Here is a 17,881-nt window from a genome sequence, read left to right as displayed (position 1 = left end):
AATCAGACTCATCTATATTTTAACAAGAGCGGGATTGCGCGGAAAATCGGAATGGGAGGCCTGCCGCTCAGCAGGCTGGCCTGATCCATGATGGTCGATTTGCCGGCATAGAAACGGGCAAGCAATTGTTCGTCCTTGGCATATGTATGTTCCAGTGTCTTGTAACGTTTCTCGGGGTCAGCACCCAGAAACAGGAAGGCGCAGAGCAGACGGTAAAATTTGCCCTTTTTCCAGTGTTGCCGCGCCAGATCGTGCAGTATTCTGTCTAATTTCTGCTGGTTGATTTCAGACATATCGGCAATCAGCACCGCGGTCCTGACCGCCATCGGCAGCGAATAGCTGGTGATCGGCTGGATCAGCGCCGCTCTTGCTCCCGCTCGGGCATCGACGCCTGCATTGGCCTGCCAGAACGCCTCAAAGTCGCCACCGTAAATGACCGGAAGTTGGCCTTTTTCTGCGCTAAGGACCGCATCGATGTCCCATCCTTGCGCGCCTGCATAGTCGGCGATCCGGGCATGAGAGGTTGTGCTGTCGAGGTCCGGAGTATCAGAATAATAAGTGTCTTCGACAAAAACCTCGGTGTCGCTGAATGGCAGACAGTAGATGAAGCGATAGCCGTCAATTTGCTCGACGGTGGCATCCATGATGATAGGGCGATCAAGCCCATGCGGTTTTGCCAGCTTCAGCATCTGACCGCAAAATTTCTGCCAGCCGGTTTCCAGTGCCGAAATATCTCCGCCGCCGCGGACATCCAGCACCGCTTGCGCCTTCAATATCGTGCCATTCGCCAGCTGAACCCGGCCATTTTCAACTGTCTCGGCTTTTTGTCCGTTAACCAGCGACTTCGAAGGCACCCGCTTGCGTAACTCGCGGTCGAGATTTTTGGACTCGATCGAATAATAGCCGTTGCCGAGACGACGGCTATATTTCGGGAAATGCACGTCATAGCTGTCCCACTGGCGGGAGATCAGCGGATCGACGAGCCAGCGATGCTCCGGTTCGACGTCGCTTTCAAAAAAAGACCAGATATGGTTGCCGCCGAAATTATTCTCGGCTTCGATCAGGACAATATCGAGATCGGGCCGCAATTTTGCGAGAGCCAGCGCCACCAGCCCGCCGGCCAGACCACCACCGGCGATTGCCAAATCATACGGCTTTGATCGGGTGGCGTTCATCGACATCACCTTGTCTTAGCCGATGGCGAAGGCAGGGGAAAGCCTGTCTGAAAGCAGGTAGCTGATTGAAGCTTTAGACCTTGCTCCCCGATGATTGGCGTCATATTCCCTGCCGATGGAATATGCTCTTCCTGTTCTGATTTCCGCGATCGCCATGACGCTGATCGTTGGCGGACGCTATCTGCTCAGCAGCGGCTTTTTTGCCTGGCTGACCCAGCGCGTCCACCCCGGTCAATATGACAAGCTGAAGCTCCAGATGGGGCGCGAAATCCGCTGGTCTCTGCTATCCGCCGCGATTTACGGCATTCCCGCCGGGATTGTCGCATGGGGCTGGCAGAATGCAGGCTGGACCAAGATTTATACCGATCCAGGCACATATTCCTATTGGTATCTGCCCCTGTCTTTCTTCCTCTATCTATTCCTGCACGACACATGGTTCTACTGGACGCACCGGCTGTTTCATCGGCCACAATGGTTCAAGCTTGCCCATGCGGTGCACCACGAAAGTCGTCCTCCAACCGCATGGGCGGCGATGAGTTTCCATCCGGTCGAGGCGATTAGCGGCGCTGTCGTTATTCCGGCTCTGGTAATCGCGATACCGATTCATGTCGGCGTTTTAGGACTGGTATTGTTGACCATGACCGTTATGGGCGTCTCCAATCACATGGGATGGGAGATGTTCCCGCGCTGGCTTGTTCAGGGCAGGTTAGGAGCTTGGCTCATAACCGCGACCCATCATGAAAAACACCATGACGCTTATAGAGGTAATTATGGCTTATATTTTCGCTTTTGGGACAAGATCTGCGGCACCGACATCGGGCTTGCCGATCTTGGGCGCAGTTTCGGCGCTGCTGCTGGCAGCAAGCGCATCCGCGAGTGAAGCGCCGATAGCGATTGCGCCGGCGGTTTCAGCCTCGATTGGTCTCGACATAACCGGTTTGCGTTCGGAAAAGGGCAATGTGCTGGTCTGCTTGAGCGCAAATCCGGACTATTTCCCGGACTGCAGCAAGGATAAAAAAGCCCGCAAGCTGAAGGTTTCGGCAACCGACGCCGGCAATATTCAGATTCCCGGGGTGAAACCAGGCACTTACGCCGTGGCGCTGGTTCATGACGAAAATTCCAACGGAAAAATGGACCTCAGGCTGTTCCTGCCGCGCGAAGGGTTTGGCTTTTCCCGCAACCCCAAAATCGGCATGGGCCCGCCCAAATTCAAATCGGCGCAGTTTACCGTGGGAGCCGATGACGCGCATTATGCGGTGCGCATGAAATATATCCTGTAATCCGGCAGAAATTAACCGTTCACTAGTATTCTGACGGCATTCTGTCGCGACAGGCTAGGAGTAATGGCAAGTGTATCAGTCCAGGTTTTCGGTTTTTGACCAGAATGACAGTTTCGACAAATCGCGATTGTCAGAAATTCTGGGAGCATTTTCCTATGCGCTGGACCTGACCGAAGGGCAGACCGCTGGTCATAGTATTCGGGCTTGCTGGATTGGTACCCAGATAGCGATGGCGCTGGGGATGAAAGGCGAGGCCTTGCGCGATGTCTATTATGCGGTGCTGCTCAAGGATCTCGGCTGTAGCAGCAATGCCGCCCGGGTCAGCGAGTTGTTTGTCGGCGACGATCGCAAGCTCAAGCGTGACTTCAAGCTGCTTGGCCCGCGGCCTGAAGATCTTGGCGAATATATTGCCACCGCCGTCGGCGCAGACGCTGAGGCCGATGTACGCGAACAGGCGCTTGGCAATATTGCCGAAAATGGCGGCGCCATATTGACCGAGATGATGGCGACCCGTTGTGAGCGCGGTGCCGATATCGCCCGGCAATTGCGCTTTTCCGAAGATGTTGCTCAGGCCATTTTGCATCTCGATGAACATTGGGACGGCAGCGGCTTGCCGCTGGGCGTGGCCGGGACCGATATTCATCTCGGCGGCCGGATAGCGCTTTTGGCGCAGGTCGCCGATGTATTTTACAGCGCAAGAGGCAAGGACGCTGCGCTTGCAGAAATTCGTAATCGGTCGGGAAGCTGGCTCGATCCGCAGCTATGCGCGCTATTCGAGAAATTGTCAGATGCCAGTGGTTTCTGGGAAGAACTGGCGCTCGACGATCTGCCCGAACAATTATGGGCGCTTGAACCGGCAGCGCAATATATCACCGTAGACGAGAATTATCTCGACGACATCAGCCTGGCCTTTGGCCGGGTCATCGATGCCAAAAGCCCGTTTACCGCCGGCCACAGCGAACGCGTCGGGGTGATCGCTGACAAGATTGCCGAAAAACTGGGTATGGATGATCGACGCCGCCGGGCGCTGCGCCGCGCCGCAACCCTGCATGATGTCGGGAAATTGGGCGTCAGCAGCGCTATCCTGGAAAAACCGGGCAAGCTGGATGCTGAGGAGTGGCAAGCCATGCAGGGCCATGCACAGCACACCACCAATATCCTGGGCCAGATTGGCGTGATGAGCGACATGGCGATGATCGCCGGTTCGCATCACGAGCGACTGGATGGCAAGGGATATCCGCTCGGTCTGGACGAACGCAGCATTGGGTTGGAATCTCGCATCATCACCGTGGCCGATATTTATGACGCACTTACTGCGGACCGGCCCTATCGGTCGGCGATGTCGTCCGAAAAAGCGATGGAAATTTTGCAAGGCGAAGTGGGCTCGGCGGTCGACCAGCGCTGTTTTGCAGCCCTGCAGGCGGTGCTTGAACAGGGCTTGCCGGAATAACTGCGCTTTACCATAAATAGAATGGAGCCCTATACTAGGGATGGAACTGTTGAGCCGTCCGCGCGTACAACCGTTACGCAACCAGTGGGGAACCAATCTTGAAAAATTCGAACATATTTCGCAGTGCCGCCTTGTTTTCGATCGGTCTTGGTCTGTCTTCTCCGCTTCTGGCGCAGGAAGACCCGGCCCTTATGCCAGCCGAAAAGTCTGTCTTTGATGGCGACTATCTGACCGCAGGCATCGGGGTGGCGGTTGGTTCCAGCTATGAGGGATCAGACGATTACACCATCTCCCCGTTACCGGTTGTTCTGGGCAGCATCGGCGGTATCGACTTCCAGCCGCGTGGTCCGGGCATTGCGCTCGATTTCATTCCTGATCGCGAAGGAGCGAAAGTTGACTTCATTCTCGGTCCGGTCGTCCGGGCGCGCTTTGATCGGCAGAATTCGATCAAGGACCCTGTGGTGAGTGCGCTCGGCAAACTCGATTTCGCTGTCGAAGTGGGCCCGTTCGCAGGCGTGCAGGTCAATCGGGTACTCAACCCCTATGACTCGCTGACGGCTCAGGTCGACGTGCGCTGGGATATCGCGGGCGCGCATGACGGCATGGTAGTCTTCCCCAGCCTGACCTATTTCACCCCGCTCAGCCCCAGCGTCGTCACCAGCCTCTCGATCAACGCCGAATATGTTGACGACAATTATGCCGATTATTATTTCAGCATCACTCCCGCCGGATCGGCCGCCAGCGGACTGCCGGCTTTCACTGCAGACAGCGGCTGGAAAAATGTTGGGGCGACCATGCTCACGGCAATTGATCTTGACGGCGACGTCACCAATGGCGGTTTCAGCATGATTTTGCTCGGCAGCTATTCCCGGATGCTCGGTGATCCTAAAAAATCCCCGGTCACATCGATCCGCGGCAGCGCCAACCAGTTATTCGGTGCAATTGGCGTGGGTTATACTTTTTAAGCACTTCCGAAAGGCCGTGGTGCGCGATGTCAGGGCTAATCACGTCCGGCAGACTTCACTGGACCTGCCGAGGCATTCGCCATAGACTTCGGTTTTTCGGGGCGTTTGCAAGAGACTGCTGGTCTGGATGTCCGGACATGCTCTAGTTCCGTCACGACAGAAGGAGAGATATTATGGGCAATGAAGGCAATATCACCGGCTGGATCACCTTCTTCATCGGTCTCTATGCCGTTGCGGCTGGCGTAGGCGAATTTCGGCGGCCTGGTTTCTGGGCGAAAATGCTGCAGGAATTCCGCGACAGCATGGCCCTGCAATTTCTGACCGGCATCGTCACTCTGGCTGTCGGAGCGACTATCTATCTCGTCAATCCCTGGAATCCCGGCGACCTGCTTTCGATATTGATAAGCGTGCTTGGCGCATGGATATTCATTGAAGGCGCGCTGATCCTGGCGGTCGGCGACTGGTTCTTGAATGTCGCCAGCAAAATGATGAGCGCGGCCAACCGTCTCTGGGCTGGCGTCTCGATTGCCGTCGGGCTCCTCGCAATTTTTGCCGCTCTCGTGCGGCTGCAAATGCCCTGACTGATCTGGGCTTTCGCAGCCGGCTCAGGCCGGTTCCATCACCTTGAAATAATGTCGCAGCGCGGCAGCAACTTCCTGCCGAGCGCCATTGGCCGTCGGGATCGCTCCTACCGCAGTGAAGGACGTATGGATCTGGCCGGGATAGGTGATGTTGCGTGCCTGTGTCCCGGCTGCAGCCAGCGCATCGGCATAGGCCTTGCCCTGATCGCGTAGCGGGTCAAATTCTCCGGTGATGATCAAGGCGGGCGGCAGATGGGAAAGATCTGCGGCGAGCAACGGCGAGGCTTTCGGATCGGCGCGCTCGGAAGGATCGGCATAATGATCCCAGAACCAGTCCATCAGCGCTTTGGTCAGCACAAAGCCTTCGCCATTGTCGGTCATCGACGGACTGTCATCGCCGGCATCGACCACCGGGGTGATCAGGACCTGGCCCTTGATATCCGGACCGCCTGCATCGCGCGCCAGCTGGCAGACCACGGCAGCAATATTGCCGCCCGCGCTCCAGCCGCAAACCGCCAGTTCACCCGCGATACCGCCGAGCGTCTCGATATTTTCGGCGGCCCATCGGACCGCGGCAAAACCGTCATCGGCCGCAGCGGGGAAGGGCGCTTCCGGGGCGTGGCGGTAATTGGCGGAAATGACGATGCTATTGGCGTTTACGCACAGGTCGCGGCAGAAAGCGTCATCGGATGTGTGATCGCCCAGGACCCAGCCGCCGCCGTGAAAATAGACGGTGACCGGATGCGGGCCGGGGCTGTCCGGTCGGTACAGGCGATAGTCGAGCAGGCCATCGGCGCCGGGAAACTGGCCGTCGACCACTTCGCCGACTGCCGGACCCGGAGGGTTTCCGGCATTCATCGCCAGTGAAGTTGCGCGCGCCATTTCCGGTGACATGCTTTCAAACGGCGGCAATTCCATCTCGTCCAGCATCTCGAGCAGAGCAACCACGTCGGGCTGCTGGCGCCGCACGAGACCATCCTTGCAGCGCGAACCGCCCGGACCATCGAAGCGGAAACCCAGATAATCCTGGGCCGCAACATCATTGCAGACCCGGCGATAGGCGGCGACACCGCCGACATAGGGCAGGCAAACGCGCGGTTTTCCGGGCACATTGGCGCCCATATACCAAGACTTGGCCTGCGGAAAGAGCGTCATGTCGCTGGTCGCCGTGCCATATTCAACCCAGCCGGTTTCCGCCATCGGGGTGGCATCAATGACAGTGAGATCCTCTTTCTCCATATAAGCGAGGCAATCGGCGATCCATTCGACATGCTGCTCGATCGACAGCACCATGTTCGACAGGACCGACGGGCTGCCGGGACCGGTAATCATGAAGAAATTGGGAAAGCCCGAAACCGTCAGTCCGAGATAATTGACCGGACCGTCGGCCCATTTTTCTTTCAGGGTCTGACCATCGCGACCGCGGATATCGATCGCCAGCAGCGCGCCGGTCATCGCATCAAATCCGGTGGCGAAGACGATTGCGTCAAAGTCGAAATTCTGATCCCGTGTGGTGACCCCGGTTTCGCTGATCGACAGGATCGGATCTTTCTTGATATCGACAATATGCACATTGGGCTTGTTGAATGTCTGGTAATAATTGGTGTCGAGACAGGCGCGCTTGGTGCAGATCGGAAATTCCGTCGGCGTCAATATGTCCGCGACATTGCTGTCTTCGATGACCGAGCGGATATTGCTGCGGACAAATTCCGCCAGCGTGTCATTGGCCTGCTCGTCGAGTAATATATCGGCAAATTCGGAACCGAGATGCGGTATCGCCCCGGTGTTCCAAAGCTTTTCATAGCGCTGCTGCCGTTCTTCGTCCGACACTGTCAGCGCGAAGTCCATCGCCTCCTTGCCCGGCACGCCAACCTTGGTCCAGCGGGCCTCTTCCCGGTAATCCTGATAGCGTTTCTTCACCGCCAGCTTCTCCGGCGCAATCGGTCCGTTGCCAGCCGGCAGCGAATAATTGGCGGTGCGCTGGAAGACGGTGGTGCTGTCGGCCTGTTCGGCAATCAGCGGGATCGACTGGATGCCCGATGATCCGGTGCCGATGACACCGACCCGCTTGCCGGAAAAGTCGACGCCTTCATGCGGCCAGCTGTGGGTGCGGTAAATCTCGCCGGCGAAATTTTCGATCCCTTCGATATCGATATCCTTCGGCTGGGAAAGGCAGCCTGTGGCCATGATGAAAAAGCGGCTGCTGACGGTCTCGCCGGTCTCGGTGGTCACTGTCCAGCTTGAGGCATCCTCATCCCAGACCGCTGTTTCGACCCGAGCCTCGAATGTGATGTCGCGGCGAAGGTCAAAGCGTTCGGCGACATGCTGGGCGTAGCGGAGGATTTCCGGCTGCGTCGCATATTTCTCGCTCCACTCCCATTCCTGCTCCAGTTCGGGATCGAAGCTGAACGAATAGTCGATGCTCTCGATATCGCAGCGGGCGCCCGGATAGCGGTTCCAGTACCAGGTGCCGCCGACATCATCGCCCGCTTCGAAGGCATGGGCGGAAAGCCCCATCTGCCGGAATTTGTGCAATAGATAGAGGCCGGCAAAGCCCGCGCCAACAACGACAATATCGAATTTCCTGCCTGCTGCTTCAACCATATTCCGCTCCATTTCATGCCTCTTTGGGCTTTGGCCGCAGGTTAGCAGATTGCTGCCGGCGACTCCACTATGTTTAATCGCTTGATTAAATCATCGCCGCGCATACGGCAAGGCGAGAATTGGCATGACATCCGTTCGCCGAGCCTCTAACATTCACCCATCCCCGGGGAGTCGCCATCCCATCAAATTTTGATGGGACTCGTAAATGCGTCTGAGAGGCAGGTGTAACGCCCTGCGACCCGCTGAACCTGATCCCGCCCCTCATGCATGAGGGCTTACGGGCGGAGGGAGGGAGCGGTTTTCACAAATCCCGCCCTCGTTCCGAAATGACAAAGGAACGAATGAACATGGCTGACCTTCCCGCAAAAACCGAAATTGGCGTGACCACCGGCCCGATCAGTGGCTCGAAGAAAGTCCATGTCGCGGCGCACAGCGGCTCCGGCATCCGCGTCGCGATGCGCGAAATCCATCTCGAGGGCGGCGAACCGCCGATCCGTGTCTATGACACCAGCGGGCCTTACACCGATCCGCAGGCCCTGATCGACATCAAGACCGGCCTCAACGAATTGCGTAGCCCGTGGATCAAGGCGCGCGGCGATGTCGAGCAAGTCACCCAGCGCGAGGTCAAGCCGGAAGATAATGGCCAGCTCGGCCCCGACCGCTCCGGCGGAGTCGCGCCTTTCCCCAATGTCCGCCGCAAGGTGCTGCGCGCCAAGCCAGGCGCGAACGTTTCCCAGATGCATTATGCGCGTCAGGGCATCATCACCCCGGAAATGGAATATGTCGCCGAGCGCGAAAATCTCGGGCGCGAGCGGCTCAAGGAATATAAGCGCGATGGCGAAAGCTTTGGCGCCTCGATCCCCGACTATGTCACGCCGGAATTCGTCCGCGACGAAATCGCACGGGGCAGGGCGATCATCCCCAATAATATCAACCACCCGGAAAGCGAACCGATGGCGATCGGGCGCAATTTCCTCGTCAAGATCAACGCCAATATCGGCAACAGCGCGGTTGCATCCGATGTCGCAAATGAAGTCGACAAGATGGTCTGGTCGATCCGCTGGGGCGCCGACACGGTCATGGATCTCTCCACCGGCCGCAACATCCACGACACCCGCGAGTGGATCATCCGCAACAGCCCCGTGCCGATTGGCACCGTGCCGATCTATCAGGCGCTGGAAAAAGTCGGCGGCGTCGCCGAGGACCTGACCTGGGAAATCTTCCGCGATACGTTGATCGAGCAAGCCGAGCAGGGCGTCGACTATTTCACCATCCACGCCGGCGTCCGTCTGCCTTATGTGCCGATGGCGGCCAAGCGCGTCACCGGCATCGTTTCGCGCGGCGGATCGATCATGGCGAAATGGTGCCTCGCGCATCACAAAGAAAGCTTCCTCTACGAACATTTCGACGACATCACCGAGATCATGAAGGCCTATGACATCGCCTACAGCCTCGGCGACGGCCTGCGCCCCGGCTCGATCGCCGACGCCAATGACGAGGCGCAATTCTCCGAACTCTACACGCTCGGCGAGCTGACCCACCGCGCGTGGAAGTCCGACGTCCAGGTGATGATCGAGGGCCCCGGCCATGTGCCGATGCACAAGATCAAGGAGAATATGGAAAAGCAGCTCGAAGTCTGCGGCGAGGCGCCTTTCTATACGCTCGGCCCCCTTACCACCGACATCGCGCCGGGCTATGACCATATCACCAGCGGCATCGGCGCCGCCCAGATCGGCTGGTATGGCACCGCCATGCTCTGCTATGTCACGCCCAAGGAACATCTCGGCTTGCCCGACCGCGACGACGTCAAGGTCGGCGTGATCACCTACAAGCTCGCCGCCCACGCCGCCGACCTCGCCAAGGGCCACCCGGCCGCCCAGGTCCGCGACGACGCGCTTTCAAAAGCCCGCTTCGAGTTCCGCTGGCGCGACCAGTTCAACCTCAGCCTCGACCCCGAAACCGCGATGCAATATCACGACCAGACGCTGCCCGCCGAAGGCGCCAAGACTGCGCATTTCTGCTCGATGTGCGGGCCGAAATTCTGCAGCATGAAAATCTCGCAAGAGGTGCGCGACTTCGCCAGCAAACAGAACCAGAGCGCCGAAGGCTTTATCGCCTCGGAGAAACTGGGTGCCGATACGGCGGCTGCCAGCAAGGCGGCAGCGGAAGAAGGCATGCGCGAGATGGCGAAGGTCTATAAGGACAAGGGGGACCGGTTGTATTTGCCCGAGGATGAGGTGAGCGAACCGGCGGAGTGACAGTTTATCCCATCTAAATTGGCAGAACTCGTTGATCCGTATCTCTACAACGGGAGGCCTTGGAGGTTTTATGGCAGGCCAAAACGAATATGAATCTCGCTTGTCCACATATGGAAAAATTGGCGTATCAGTTTCTCTGATAATCGCGCTTTTCTTTTCGGGATATTTCATATCGGAATGGGAACATATCAAGGCGATGACGCCCAATGAGTTTGGAGACCTTCTGGCTGGAATATTGGGGCCGCTGGCTTTGCTTTGGTTGGTGCTTGGTTTTTTCCAACAAGGAGAAGAGCTGCGCCAGAGCGTCAGGGCATTAGAGTTGCAGAGTGAAGAATTAAGAAATTCTGTCACACAGCAGGCTGCGTTAGTCGAAGTTACAAGAGAACAAGCTCAAGCTGAATTGGCAGCTCTTCATGAAGAGCGTCAAGCGCGCCGCGCAGCGACCTCACCGCGATTCACAATCCATGCAAATGGCGGAAGTCGTTCTGGTCAGATATTGAAGCAGAGTATTGCGTTGCACAATGTAGGAGCAATGGCTTCAGACGTTCAGGTTACTATAAAGACTGACGATTTAGTTCATTTTGAACGATTTTTTTCAGTCTTAGAAGAAGGGAGTCGTCAAAATTTTTCGTTAGATTACCAGATTGATGATCGACCTGAGCAAATGACTGTTAGCATAACATCGAGAAATAGGTTCGGTGAAGAAGTTGCACAGATAATCAGACTTAACGCCGACCAAGAGAACTTATTAAGTTTTAGTAGCGTGGATATAACTGCGTAATTTAAGATTACGGTGACGGTGCACTTGATCCTTCGGCCAGCGATCCGATAACGGTGGCAGTGCACATAATCCCAACCCATCTTGAAATTAAAGTGAAGGTGCACTTTTAGCAGAATCCAGACCTTCGCTCCACACAGCCAATAAGCCCCAACACGCAACCTTTCCCCCGCCTCCGGCGTAACCCCTACATGAAGCAAACCCTCACCCTGATCCCGCTAGCCCTCCTGGCGGCCTGTTCATCGCAGTCCTCCTCCGAACCGGCGGCGGACGAGACTGTTTCCGTGACACCCGCAACGGCGGTGGCTCCGAAGCCAACAGCCCCCGCACCCGATCCGGCGCCATCGGCTAACACCCTGACGCTCACCGGTCTCGGCGACCTCCGCATTGGCGAGAAGATCCCCGCCGGCAGCAGCTGGGGCGTGCACGGGCCGGTGGTGTCGGACAGCTGCCTGGTCCTGACCTCGCCCGACTATCCCGACGCCTATGCGATTGTCGAAGCCGGCAAGCTGCGCCGCATTTCGATCAGCAAGGGCTCGCAGGTCAAGCTGGCCGAGGGCATTGGCCCCGGGGCGAGCGAAGCCGCAGTCAAAAAGCTTTTTCCCTTTCCCGCCACGCCGCATAAATATGTTGATGCGCCGGCCAAATATCTGACCGCGCCCAATGCCGCCAGCGGCGATTCCGCGCTGCGGTTTGAAATTGCCAGCGATGGCACAGTCAGCCAGATCCACGTCGGCACGATGCCGGTGCTCGGCTATGTCGAGGCCTGTTCCTAGCGACGCTCCCACGATGCTGGACCGGTCAGCCGGAATGGCAGCGACCATGCATATTGCTGCGCGCCCCGGCCATGCCGGTCTCAGTCAAACGAAAAGCCCGCAGCCTCCGCTTCGGCGATGATTTCCGCGCCGGTCTTCATTACCGTCTTCTGGGCGAAATCATAATAATCCGGCTTCTCGTCGACAAATATCTGTTCGCTCATCGTCGCGCCGCCAAGATCGTCGAACAGACCGGCGGGGAAGCTGTAATTGTCGGCGGGGGTGAAGCGGTAGAAGAGGTTGCTCCCGCATTGGCTGCAGAAACCGCGTTCCGCCCAGTCGGACGAGGCATAGCGGGTGACATGGTCCTCGCCCTCGATCTCCACGTCCGGGCCGCATTGCACGCCGAGGAAGGCGCTGCCGCCCCAGCGCCGGCACATCGCGCAATGGCAGGCCTCGACATGGGGGCGCACCGGTCTGGCCTTGATCGTCACTGCGCCGCACAGACAATGGCCGGTGAGGGGGGCGGCTCCCTGATCCTCTGATGACGGTTTTTCGGTCATGGTCTTTCCTCCCTTGAGTGACCCGGTGATCGAATCCGCTCCTAGCAGAATCCGTCGTCAATTGCATCAGCTGCGACCCGGCTTCAGACCGAATCTCCTGCAATCAAGATAGAAAAAAGCCGCCCCGCGAGGGACGGCTTTCCTGGGTGGCGCTGCTGGCAGAGGAGGGAGAGGGAGAGCGAGCAGCGCCAGGTTCGGGGAGGGGTAGAGGCTAGACCTTGTCGCCCAAAGCGCCCTTGACGGAGCCCTTGACTTGCTGGGTCTTGCCCTTGACTTCCTGCGCCGCGCCTTCGGCACGGGTGTCGGGATCATTGCTTTTCTGCTTGGCCTTGCCAACGGCTTCGTTCACATTGCCTTTTACTTTGTCTACGAGTTCGCCCATTTTCACGGTCCTTCTGTTTGGCCGGTTGTCCGGCCCTTGGGGGATGCATGCGTTGTTGCCTGCACAGTCTATCTATGCACGAACCGCCCGATCGTTCCCGTCGCCACAGCATTCCGGCGCTGAATAAAAACGGACTGGCGCTAAGCGCGGCCGGATCGGGAAAAAATGGAAATGGGGCGCTTGCCGGCTACCCATATCCTGGCAAAAGCAAGTCTGGAGCAAGCCGGGCGGGGTGATAAAAGCTACCGGCAAGGCAGGCCGAAACAGGGAGAGATGGAAATGACCACAGAGAAAGAACGCAAACCCAAATATCGCGTCGAATTTGTCGAGCGCACCGGCCTCAAGACCCTAGAGCAAGGTCGCGGCCATGCCCATCTGCTGATGCCGCTGGCGGGCAACGAGAATCATGTCGGCGTGCTCTATATGGGCGCTTTCACTGTGCTGGCCGAAGCGGTGGCGGCGCTGCCCGGCATCTCGCTGCTCGATGTCGAGCGCCATTTCCCGATCCTCAAGGATATATATGTCGACTTCCACAAGCCCGCCGCGAGCGATGTCACCGCCGAATTTCGGTTGCCGGAGGAGGAGATCGCCCGCCTGCTCGCCGATCTCGAGCGCAAGGGCAGCGCCGGCTATATCGCCGAATTCCCGATGCACGACGCCGACGGCACCCATGTCGCCACCGGACGGGTAACGGTAAAGCTGCTGTCGCACGGCTGGAAGAAATAGGCGGCCGGGCTGTCGGGTCGCCAAACCGGCGGCGAAGGGCGTTAACCAGCCCAGCCATCAACCTCGACAAGCGGCCCGCCACCCCAGCGCCGGCACATCCGGCAATGACAGGCATCGACATGGCTGGCGGCTTGTGTGGCGGTGATGGTGATCGCGCCGCAAAGGCAGTGGCCCTGGCGGTGGGTTGGTTGGGGGGTGGTCATTGTGGGGCCTCCGATTGGTATGAATAGCCGAAAGCTAGCGTAATTCGGTTGTTCCTGTCGACAGTTAACAAACCATTCCGAATGCAAATATTGTAATCAATATTCGATAGGTTACACTCTTTGTTCTTTATGTAGCTTTCCATAGAATGCTTAACTGTCTCTATAATTGGTAGCATTAAGGTATGACGAAGCTATATTGCCCAATGTTTAGAAAAATTGGAATCCGTTTTGAAACATTACGATGAAGAATGCCCTAAACCCGAATTGGTGATTGGCATTGCTGGGCCTGCAGGAACAGATCTGGCTGAACTGTCAAATTGCCTTGAAGGCCTAATGAAACCATACGGCTACAATTGTTTTCAGATCAGGGTTAGTCAGCTAATTACCGCTGTGTGCGATGATGAAGTTCGATTAAAAATCGATGATGCGAAGTTCGGAGACAAAGTCCGGTATCTGATGAATGCGGCAGATCATATACGGCGGGATGTGAATAGCGGCGCCGCGACAGTCCCGCTTATACTGTCACGGATACGACATCTCCGCCAAGAATTTCTCTTAAAAGAGGGTTGTTCAATCGACTTTGAAGATATTGAATTGTACAATCGCTGCTACATCATAAATAGCCTAAAACATCCAGATGAAGTTAAATTACTTCGCAAGATTTATGGGTCGAAATTTATAATGGTTTCCGCATTTTCTGGCTATCAAAGTCGGATCAAAAATTTGATTCAACAAATTCAAAAATCCCACCAAACGACCGATAAGAAGGCTTTTCATTTAGAAGCAAAAAAACTGATATCATTGGATCAGAAAAAACCAGGTTCGAAGATTGGGCAAAACCTTTCCAGTACTTTCCATTTAGCTGACTATTTTGTTTCGACCGAGGGAAAATATGAGCCTAAACTGAAAAAGTTTCTCCAGTTGCTTTTTGGACACCCCTATATAACCCCGACAAGAGATGAAATGCACATGTTCGAGGCTCAGGCTGTCGCATTTCGTTCTTCTGATTTGTCTCGTCAAATCGGAGCAGTAATTGTCGACCGAGATGATTATGTTGTTGCAAGAGGGTGCAACGATGTTCCTAGTCCTAAGGGAGGTGTGTTCTGGGAGGGTGATGACGATAACTGTGACAATAGAGATTTTCAGAAAGGGCGCGATTTTAACGCTGTAAAAAAACTTGATGTAATTAAGGGGTTCCTGGAATTTCTTGACACCAACGTGGGTTTTTCATCTGAGTTCGAAGGCAATATAGACGCGCTGGTAAATGATTTGGTTTTCGGAAAATTTGAAGGAAAGTTCAAGGATTTAAGAATTTCCAATCTTATTGAATTTGGTCGTGTAGTCCATGCGGAGATGCATGCAATTGTCGAAGCTGCGAGGAGAGGTGTTTCTATTGATGGCGGCACGGTATTCACGACCACTTTCCCTTGTCACATGTGCGGGCGCCATATTATCGCAGCAAATATTAGTCGTGTGGTGTATATTGAACCATATCCCAAAAGCATGACCCGTGAACTTTATGATCACGAAGTGATTATAGATGATGAATCAGGAGAGTCGGATGTGTTGGATCAAGCTGTCAAGTTTGAACCTTTCACAGGCGTTGCGCCAAGATTCTTTGAAAATGTCTTTTCTGCACCGAAAAGAAAAAACAAAGAAGGATACGTTTTGGATTGGTCTGAGCATAGCGTTCTTCCTCGTTGCGCGGGGTTGTCTAATGCTCATCTACCTAAAGAAGCTATTATGGCTGCTCAAATCATCAAAATCACTAAAATTTCTGATCCAAAGGTACTGGATAATGTCTAAGAAAATTGACGAACTATTCGAAGAAATGTCTAAGCAATTTAAACGAGATTTTATCTATGTTGCGCGGATGAAGCAAAATCCCCGAGCGGCCATCATAAGAGAGCTTCAACAAATTTGGAAATTTTCCGATTAACAACAACTGTGATCGTTTGTTTCAGGGCGAGGCGGTTGGTTGATTTATCAAAGGTGAGGCTGGCAGTCGACAGGCCTAGCGCCCCGTAGGATAAATCGCATCGCATGGTCCAAGATATGTCCCACCCCCTCACAACCCCAACTCCCGCGCAATCATCGCATCACTAAAATAAGCCCGCTCGCAAACAATCCGGTCCGTCCCCGGCGCAAACTCGAAACTCGCGGCCATCCGCACCCGAAAGGCTTTGCCGGTCGGCTCGATCACCCGCTCGCCGATGGTCAGCGGGCCGAGATGGGTGCCGGTCAGCCAGAATTCGACCAGCACGACATGCGCGCCCGCCGCGCCGATCGCGATCACTTCATTGGCCTGGTCGGGAAAGGGCGTGCGCGACATCGCGAAATAGGCGCGCACCGCTTCTTCGCCGTCGAACACGGTGCCATTGCCGTATAATTCATAGCGCGGATGCTCAAACGTATCGATCACCGCATCCCATTCATGGGTGATCTCCAGCGCCATATGATCGCGCACGATCTTGAGGCGTGATTGTTCGAGGTCGGTCATATTTTCGCTCTCCCTTTTTTGTTGGCGGGAGTGTCGCGCAGCGGGGTGGGGAATGCAATCGGGTTTGTAGGGGTGGGGGCGGAGCACTCGTCATCCTGAACTTGTTTACCTTCGGTGGCCTTCGGCTCAGGACCTCCATCGATTGCGCGCCTGCCTTGCGGGGTCCTGAACCAAGTTCAGGATGACGATGGAGGGGGTGATGTGCTATAAACCGTCATTGCGAGGACCGCAGGTCCGCGGCAATCCAGAGCCGCGCGCGCCGCTCTGGATTGCTTCGGGGCTTTGCCCATCGCAATGACGAAGGGGGACGCACATTCGTCATCCTGAGCCAAGGACCAATGTGGCCAACTTTTGCCGGGACTTCGAGCACCAATTCCAGCCCCTCCTCTTCAGAGGAGGGGATTCAGGGGTGGTGGCGATGCGCAAGCATCGCTCGCGTCAGCGAACATGGGAGTGCGGCGGTTGATATCTCTGATTGTTGGGAATTGCGCTTTGCCGCGAGAAACCACCCCAACCCAGTTTCAGGTGAAAAGACCCCCGGTCGCTTCAGATCAGTCCGGGGGACTGATCGACCTGAAACTTTTGAAAAGGAGGGGCTTAACCCACCCAAAAAACCGCTTTCCTACACCGCTCCCGATATGGCTTAATCCCCGCCATGCCCCGCGATCAATCAACCTCCCGCCCCGACCCGCGCAGCGCCGACGTTCAAAGCCGCCGCATCTCCCGCATCCCCGCTTTCACCCCCGTCCCGCTACGCCCGCGCGCCCAAGGCTGGTCACCCGTGCGGCAGGCAGAATTTATCGGCCTGCTGGCGCAGACCCGCTGCGTCAAGAAGGCGGCGATGCTGGTCGGGATGAGCCGGGAGAGCGCTTATCGGCTGCGCCGCAAGCCCGGCGCTGAGGAATTTGCCGCGGCCTGGGACGCGATAGTTGGTATCCCGGGTACGCCACGCGCAAAGGTCACACTAGAAACGCTGTTCCAGCGGATCAGGCAGGGCAGCTACCGCCCGATCTTGCGCGGCGGCCGCTATGTCGGGACGATCCGGAAACCCGACAATCCTGCGCTTTTGGCGCTGCTCGGGCGGCTCGACCGGCTGCTGCCGCCGGAGGAGGACCCGGGCGAGAGGAGCAAAGATTACAGAAAATAAAAGCCCGCCTCTGTGTAAAGTTTGGCCGCGATTTGCCAACGCGGCGCAAGAGGCGTATTCATCGCCGCACTCGCGGGTCGCTACGGGAGAGAAATCATGATTGGACGCTATAGCTTTTTGCAGGTCGCGCTGGTTTTGTTCGGGGCGATATTCTGCCTCGTCTATCCGCTGGCTCTGGTCTGGCCGTCGGGCTGGATGTGGCACGAAGGACCGCCGGTCGCCTCGCATTATTATATGATGATCGTCGGGGTCTACGCGACATTGGGCATATTCCTGATCCGCGCCGCGTCCAATCCTGCGGCCAATCGATCGCTGATCTGGTTCACCATCTGGTCGAGCCTGGTCCACGCCCTGATCATGGCGGTGCAGGCAATCCAAAACCCCGAACATATGGGCCATATGCTCGGCGACGTTCCGGCATTGTTGCTGGTTGCGGTGGTGCTCGGGCTGCTGCTGCCAAGGGCTGACCCTGACATGCAGGCGATGTAGCTCACAGGAAAACAGCAGGAGAAAG

General features: G+C 56.5%; 18 protein-coding genes. 12 read left to right on the top strand and 6 right to left on the bottom strand.

Annotated features, from left to right (window positions below; all coding sequences use genetic code 11):
• Positions 1–8: 8 nt before the first annotated feature.
• Positions 9–1,175 carry a lycopene beta-cyclase CrtY gene (gene crtY / locus AZE99_RS09595; protein WP_067203517.1) on the bottom strand — a complete coding sequence of 389 codons (1,167 nt, stop codon included), beginning with the start codon at positions 1,173–1,175 and terminating at the stop codon, positions 9–11.
• A gap of 115 nt (positions 1,176–1,290) precedes the next feature.
• Between crtY and AZE99_RS09590 the strand changes: the two genes are divergently transcribed.
• The 5 genes from AZE99_RS09590 to AZE99_RS09570 all read left to right on the top strand — a co-directional run bounded on the left by AZE99_RS09590 (position 1,291) and on the right by AZE99_RS09570 (position 5,451).
• A complete protein-coding gene (locus tag AZE99_RS09590) occupies positions 1,291–2,055 on the top strand; it encodes a sterol desaturase family protein (protein ID WP_067200297.1) in 765 nt (254 codons plus the stop codon).
• Positions 2,006–2,455, top strand: a complete 450-nt coding sequence (locus AZE99_RS09585; protein ID WP_231862582.1) for a DUF2141 domain-containing protein — start codon at positions 2,006–2,008, stop codon at positions 2,453–2,455. The genes AZE99_RS09590 and AZE99_RS09585 overlap by 50 nt, the downstream gene beginning before the upstream one ends.
• Positions 2,456–2,525: 70 nt before the next feature.
• Complete coding sequence (locus AZE99_RS09580; RefSeq protein WP_067200294.1) at positions 2,526–3,905, top strand: HD-GYP domain-containing protein; 1,380 nt, start codon at positions 2,526–2,528, stop codon at positions 3,903–3,905.
• 98 nt (positions 3,906–4,003) lie between these two features.
• On the top strand, positions 4,004–4,870 hold the full coding sequence (locus tag AZE99_RS09575; protein ID WP_067200291.1) for a MipA/OmpV family protein: 867 nt from the start codon (positions 4,004–4,006) through the stop codon (positions 4,868–4,870).
• Positions 4,871–5,043: 173 nt separating this feature from the next.
• Complete coding sequence (locus tag AZE99_RS09570; RefSeq protein WP_067200290.1) at positions 5,044–5,451, top strand: hypothetical protein; 408 nt, start codon at positions 5,044–5,046, stop codon at positions 5,449–5,451.
• A gap of 24 nt (positions 5,452–5,475) precedes the next feature.
• Here the strand turns inward: AZE99_RS09570 and AZE99_RS09565 are convergent, their stop codons facing one another.
• Complete coding sequence (locus AZE99_RS09565) at positions 5,476–8,055, bottom strand: flavin-containing monooxygenase (protein WP_197460162.1); 2,580 nt, start codon at positions 8,053–8,055, stop codon at positions 5,476–5,478.
• Between the two features lie 347 nt (positions 8,056–8,402).
• Here AZE99_RS09565 and thiC point away from each other — a divergent pair, with 347 nt between their 5' ends.
• From thiC to AZE99_RS09550, 3 genes are all read left to right on the top strand, one after another.
• Entirely contained in the window at positions 8,403–10,313 is a 1,911-nt protein-coding gene (gene thiC / locus AZE99_RS09560; RefSeq protein WP_067203513.1) for a phosphomethylpyrimidine synthase ThiC, read from the top strand.
• 70 nt (positions 10,314–10,383) lie between these two features.
• Complete coding sequence (locus AZE99_RS09555) at positions 10,384–11,094, top strand: hypothetical protein (protein ID WP_067200285.1); 711 nt, start codon at positions 10,384–10,386, stop codon at positions 11,092–11,094.
• 188 nt (positions 11,095–11,282) lie between these two features.
• Positions 11,283–11,867, top strand: coding sequence for a hypothetical protein (locus tag AZE99_RS09550; protein WP_067200282.1), 585 nt, complete (start codon positions 11,283–11,285; stop codon positions 11,865–11,867).
• An 80-nt stretch (positions 11,868–11,947) separates the two neighbouring features.
• On the opposite strand, the gene AZE99_RS09545 is transcribed toward AZE99_RS09550, so the two are convergent.
• Together AZE99_RS09545 and AZE99_RS09540 are read right to left on the bottom strand one after the other, a co-directional pair.
• Positions 11,948–12,409 carry a GFA family protein gene (locus AZE99_RS09545; protein ID WP_067200280.1) on the bottom strand — a complete coding sequence of 154 codons (462 nt, stop codon included), beginning with the start codon at positions 12,407–12,409 and terminating at the stop codon, positions 11,948–11,950.
• 211 nt (positions 12,410–12,620) lie between these two features.
• A complete protein-coding gene (locus AZE99_RS09540; protein WP_067200278.1) occupies positions 12,621–12,791 on the bottom strand; it encodes a CsbD family protein in 171 nt (56 codons plus the stop codon).
• A 171-nt stretch (positions 12,792–12,962) separates the two neighbouring features.
• Between AZE99_RS09540 and AZE99_RS09535 the strand changes: the two genes are divergently transcribed.
• Complete coding sequence (locus tag AZE99_RS09535) at positions 12,963–13,517, top strand: PaaI family thioesterase (RefSeq protein ID WP_197460161.1); 555 nt, start codon at positions 12,963–12,965, stop codon at positions 13,515–13,517.
• A 41-nt stretch (positions 13,518–13,558) separates the two neighbouring features.
• Here the strand turns inward: AZE99_RS09535 and AZE99_RS16125 are convergent, their stop codons facing one another.
• Positions 13,559–13,720 (bottom strand): GFA family protein, encoded by a 162-nt coding sequence (locus AZE99_RS16125; RefSeq protein WP_156472190.1) that lies wholly within the window; start codon positions 13,718–13,720, stop codon positions 13,559–13,561.
• Between the two features lie 228 nt (positions 13,721–13,948).
• Here AZE99_RS16125 and AZE99_RS09530 point away from each other — a divergent pair, with 228 nt between their 5' ends.
• Complete coding sequence (locus tag AZE99_RS09530; protein WP_156472189.1) at positions 13,949–15,526, top strand: anti-phage dCTP deaminase; 1,578 nt, start codon at positions 13,949–13,951, stop codon at positions 15,524–15,526.
• Positions 15,527–15,788: 262 nt separating this feature from the next.
• Here AZE99_RS09530 and AZE99_RS09525 read toward each other — a convergent pair whose 3' ends face one another.
• Positions 15,789–16,220, bottom strand: coding sequence for an ester cyclase (locus tag AZE99_RS09525; protein WP_067200271.1), 432 nt, complete (start codon positions 16,218–16,220; stop codon positions 15,789–15,791).
• Between the two features lie 655 nt (positions 16,221–16,875).
• On the opposite strand from AZE99_RS09525, the gene AZE99_RS09520 reads away from it, so the two are divergent.
• Positions 16,876–17,367 carry a hypothetical protein gene (locus AZE99_RS09520; RefSeq protein ID WP_067200268.1) on the top strand — a complete coding sequence of 164 codons (492 nt, stop codon included), beginning with the start codon at positions 16,876–16,878 and terminating at the stop codon, positions 17,365–17,367.
• 96 nt (positions 17,368–17,463) lie between these two features.
• Positions 17,464–17,856 (top strand): DUF6632 domain-containing protein, encoded by a 393-nt coding sequence (locus AZE99_RS09515; protein ID WP_067200265.1) that lies wholly within the window; start codon positions 17,464–17,466, stop codon positions 17,854–17,856.
• Positions 17,857–17,881 lie beyond the last annotated feature (25 nt).

This window comes from Sphingorhabdus sp. M41, from assembly GCF_001586275.1.
GTDB lineage: Bacteria > Pseudomonadota > Alphaproteobacteria > Sphingomonadales > Sphingomonadaceae > Parasphingorhabdus.
Note: the sequence above shows the minus strand (reverse complement) of the source record. Positions and strands in the feature narration are given on the sequence as shown.

Bases quoted from the DNA above. Each gene is read 5' to 3' on its own strand.
- AZE99_RS09540 (WP_067200278.1), bottom strand. From the start codon at position 12,791: ATGGGCGAACTCGTAGACAAAGTAAAAGGCAATGTGAACGAAGCCGTT.
- crtY (WP_067203517.1), bottom strand. From the start codon at position 1,175: ATGAACGCCACCCGATCAAAGCCGTATGATTTGGCAATCGCCGGTGGT.
- thiC (WP_067203513.1), top strand. From the start codon at position 8,403: ATGGCTGACCTTCCCGCAAAAACCGAAATTGGCGTGACCACCGGCCCG.
- AZE99_RS09570 (WP_067200290.1), top strand. From the start codon at position 5,044: ATGGGCAATGAAGGCAATATCACCGGCTGGATCACCTTCTTCATCGGT.
- AZE99_RS09545 (WP_067200280.1), bottom strand. From the start codon at position 12,409: ATGACCGAAAAACCGTCATCAGAGGATCAGGGAGCCGCCCCCCTCACC.
- AZE99_RS09525 (WP_067200271.1), bottom strand. From the start codon at position 16,220: ATGACCGACCTCGAACAATCACGCCTCAAGATCGTGCGCGATCATATG.
- AZE99_RS09590 (WP_067200297.1), top strand. From the start codon at position 1,291: ATGGAATATGCTCTTCCTGTTCTGATTTCCGCGATCGCCATGACGCTG.
- AZE99_RS09535 (WP_197460161.1), top strand. From the start codon at position 12,963: ATGGGGCGCTTGCCGGCTACCCATATCCTGGCAAAAGCAAGTCTGGAG.
- AZE99_RS16125 (WP_156472190.1), bottom strand. From the start codon at position 13,720: ATGACCACCCCCCAACCAACCCACCGCCAGGGCCACTGCCTTTGCGGC.
- AZE99_RS09555 (WP_067200285.1), top strand. From the start codon at position 10,384: ATGGCAGGCCAAAACGAATATGAATCTCGCTTGTCCACATATGGAAAA.
- AZE99_RS09515 (WP_067200265.1), top strand. From the start codon at position 17,464: ATGATTGGACGCTATAGCTTTTTGCAGGTCGCGCTGGTTTTGTTCGGG.
- AZE99_RS09520 (WP_067200268.1), top strand. From the start codon at position 16,876: ATGCCCCGCGATCAATCAACCTCCCGCCCCGACCCGCGCAGCGCCGAC.
- AZE99_RS09565 (WP_197460162.1), bottom strand. From the start codon at position 8,055: ATGGTTGAAGCAGCAGGCAGGAAATTCGATATTGTCGTTGTTGGCGCG.
- AZE99_RS09550 (WP_067200282.1), top strand. From the start codon at position 11,283: ATGAAGCAAACCCTCACCCTGATCCCGCTAGCCCTCCTGGCGGCCTGT.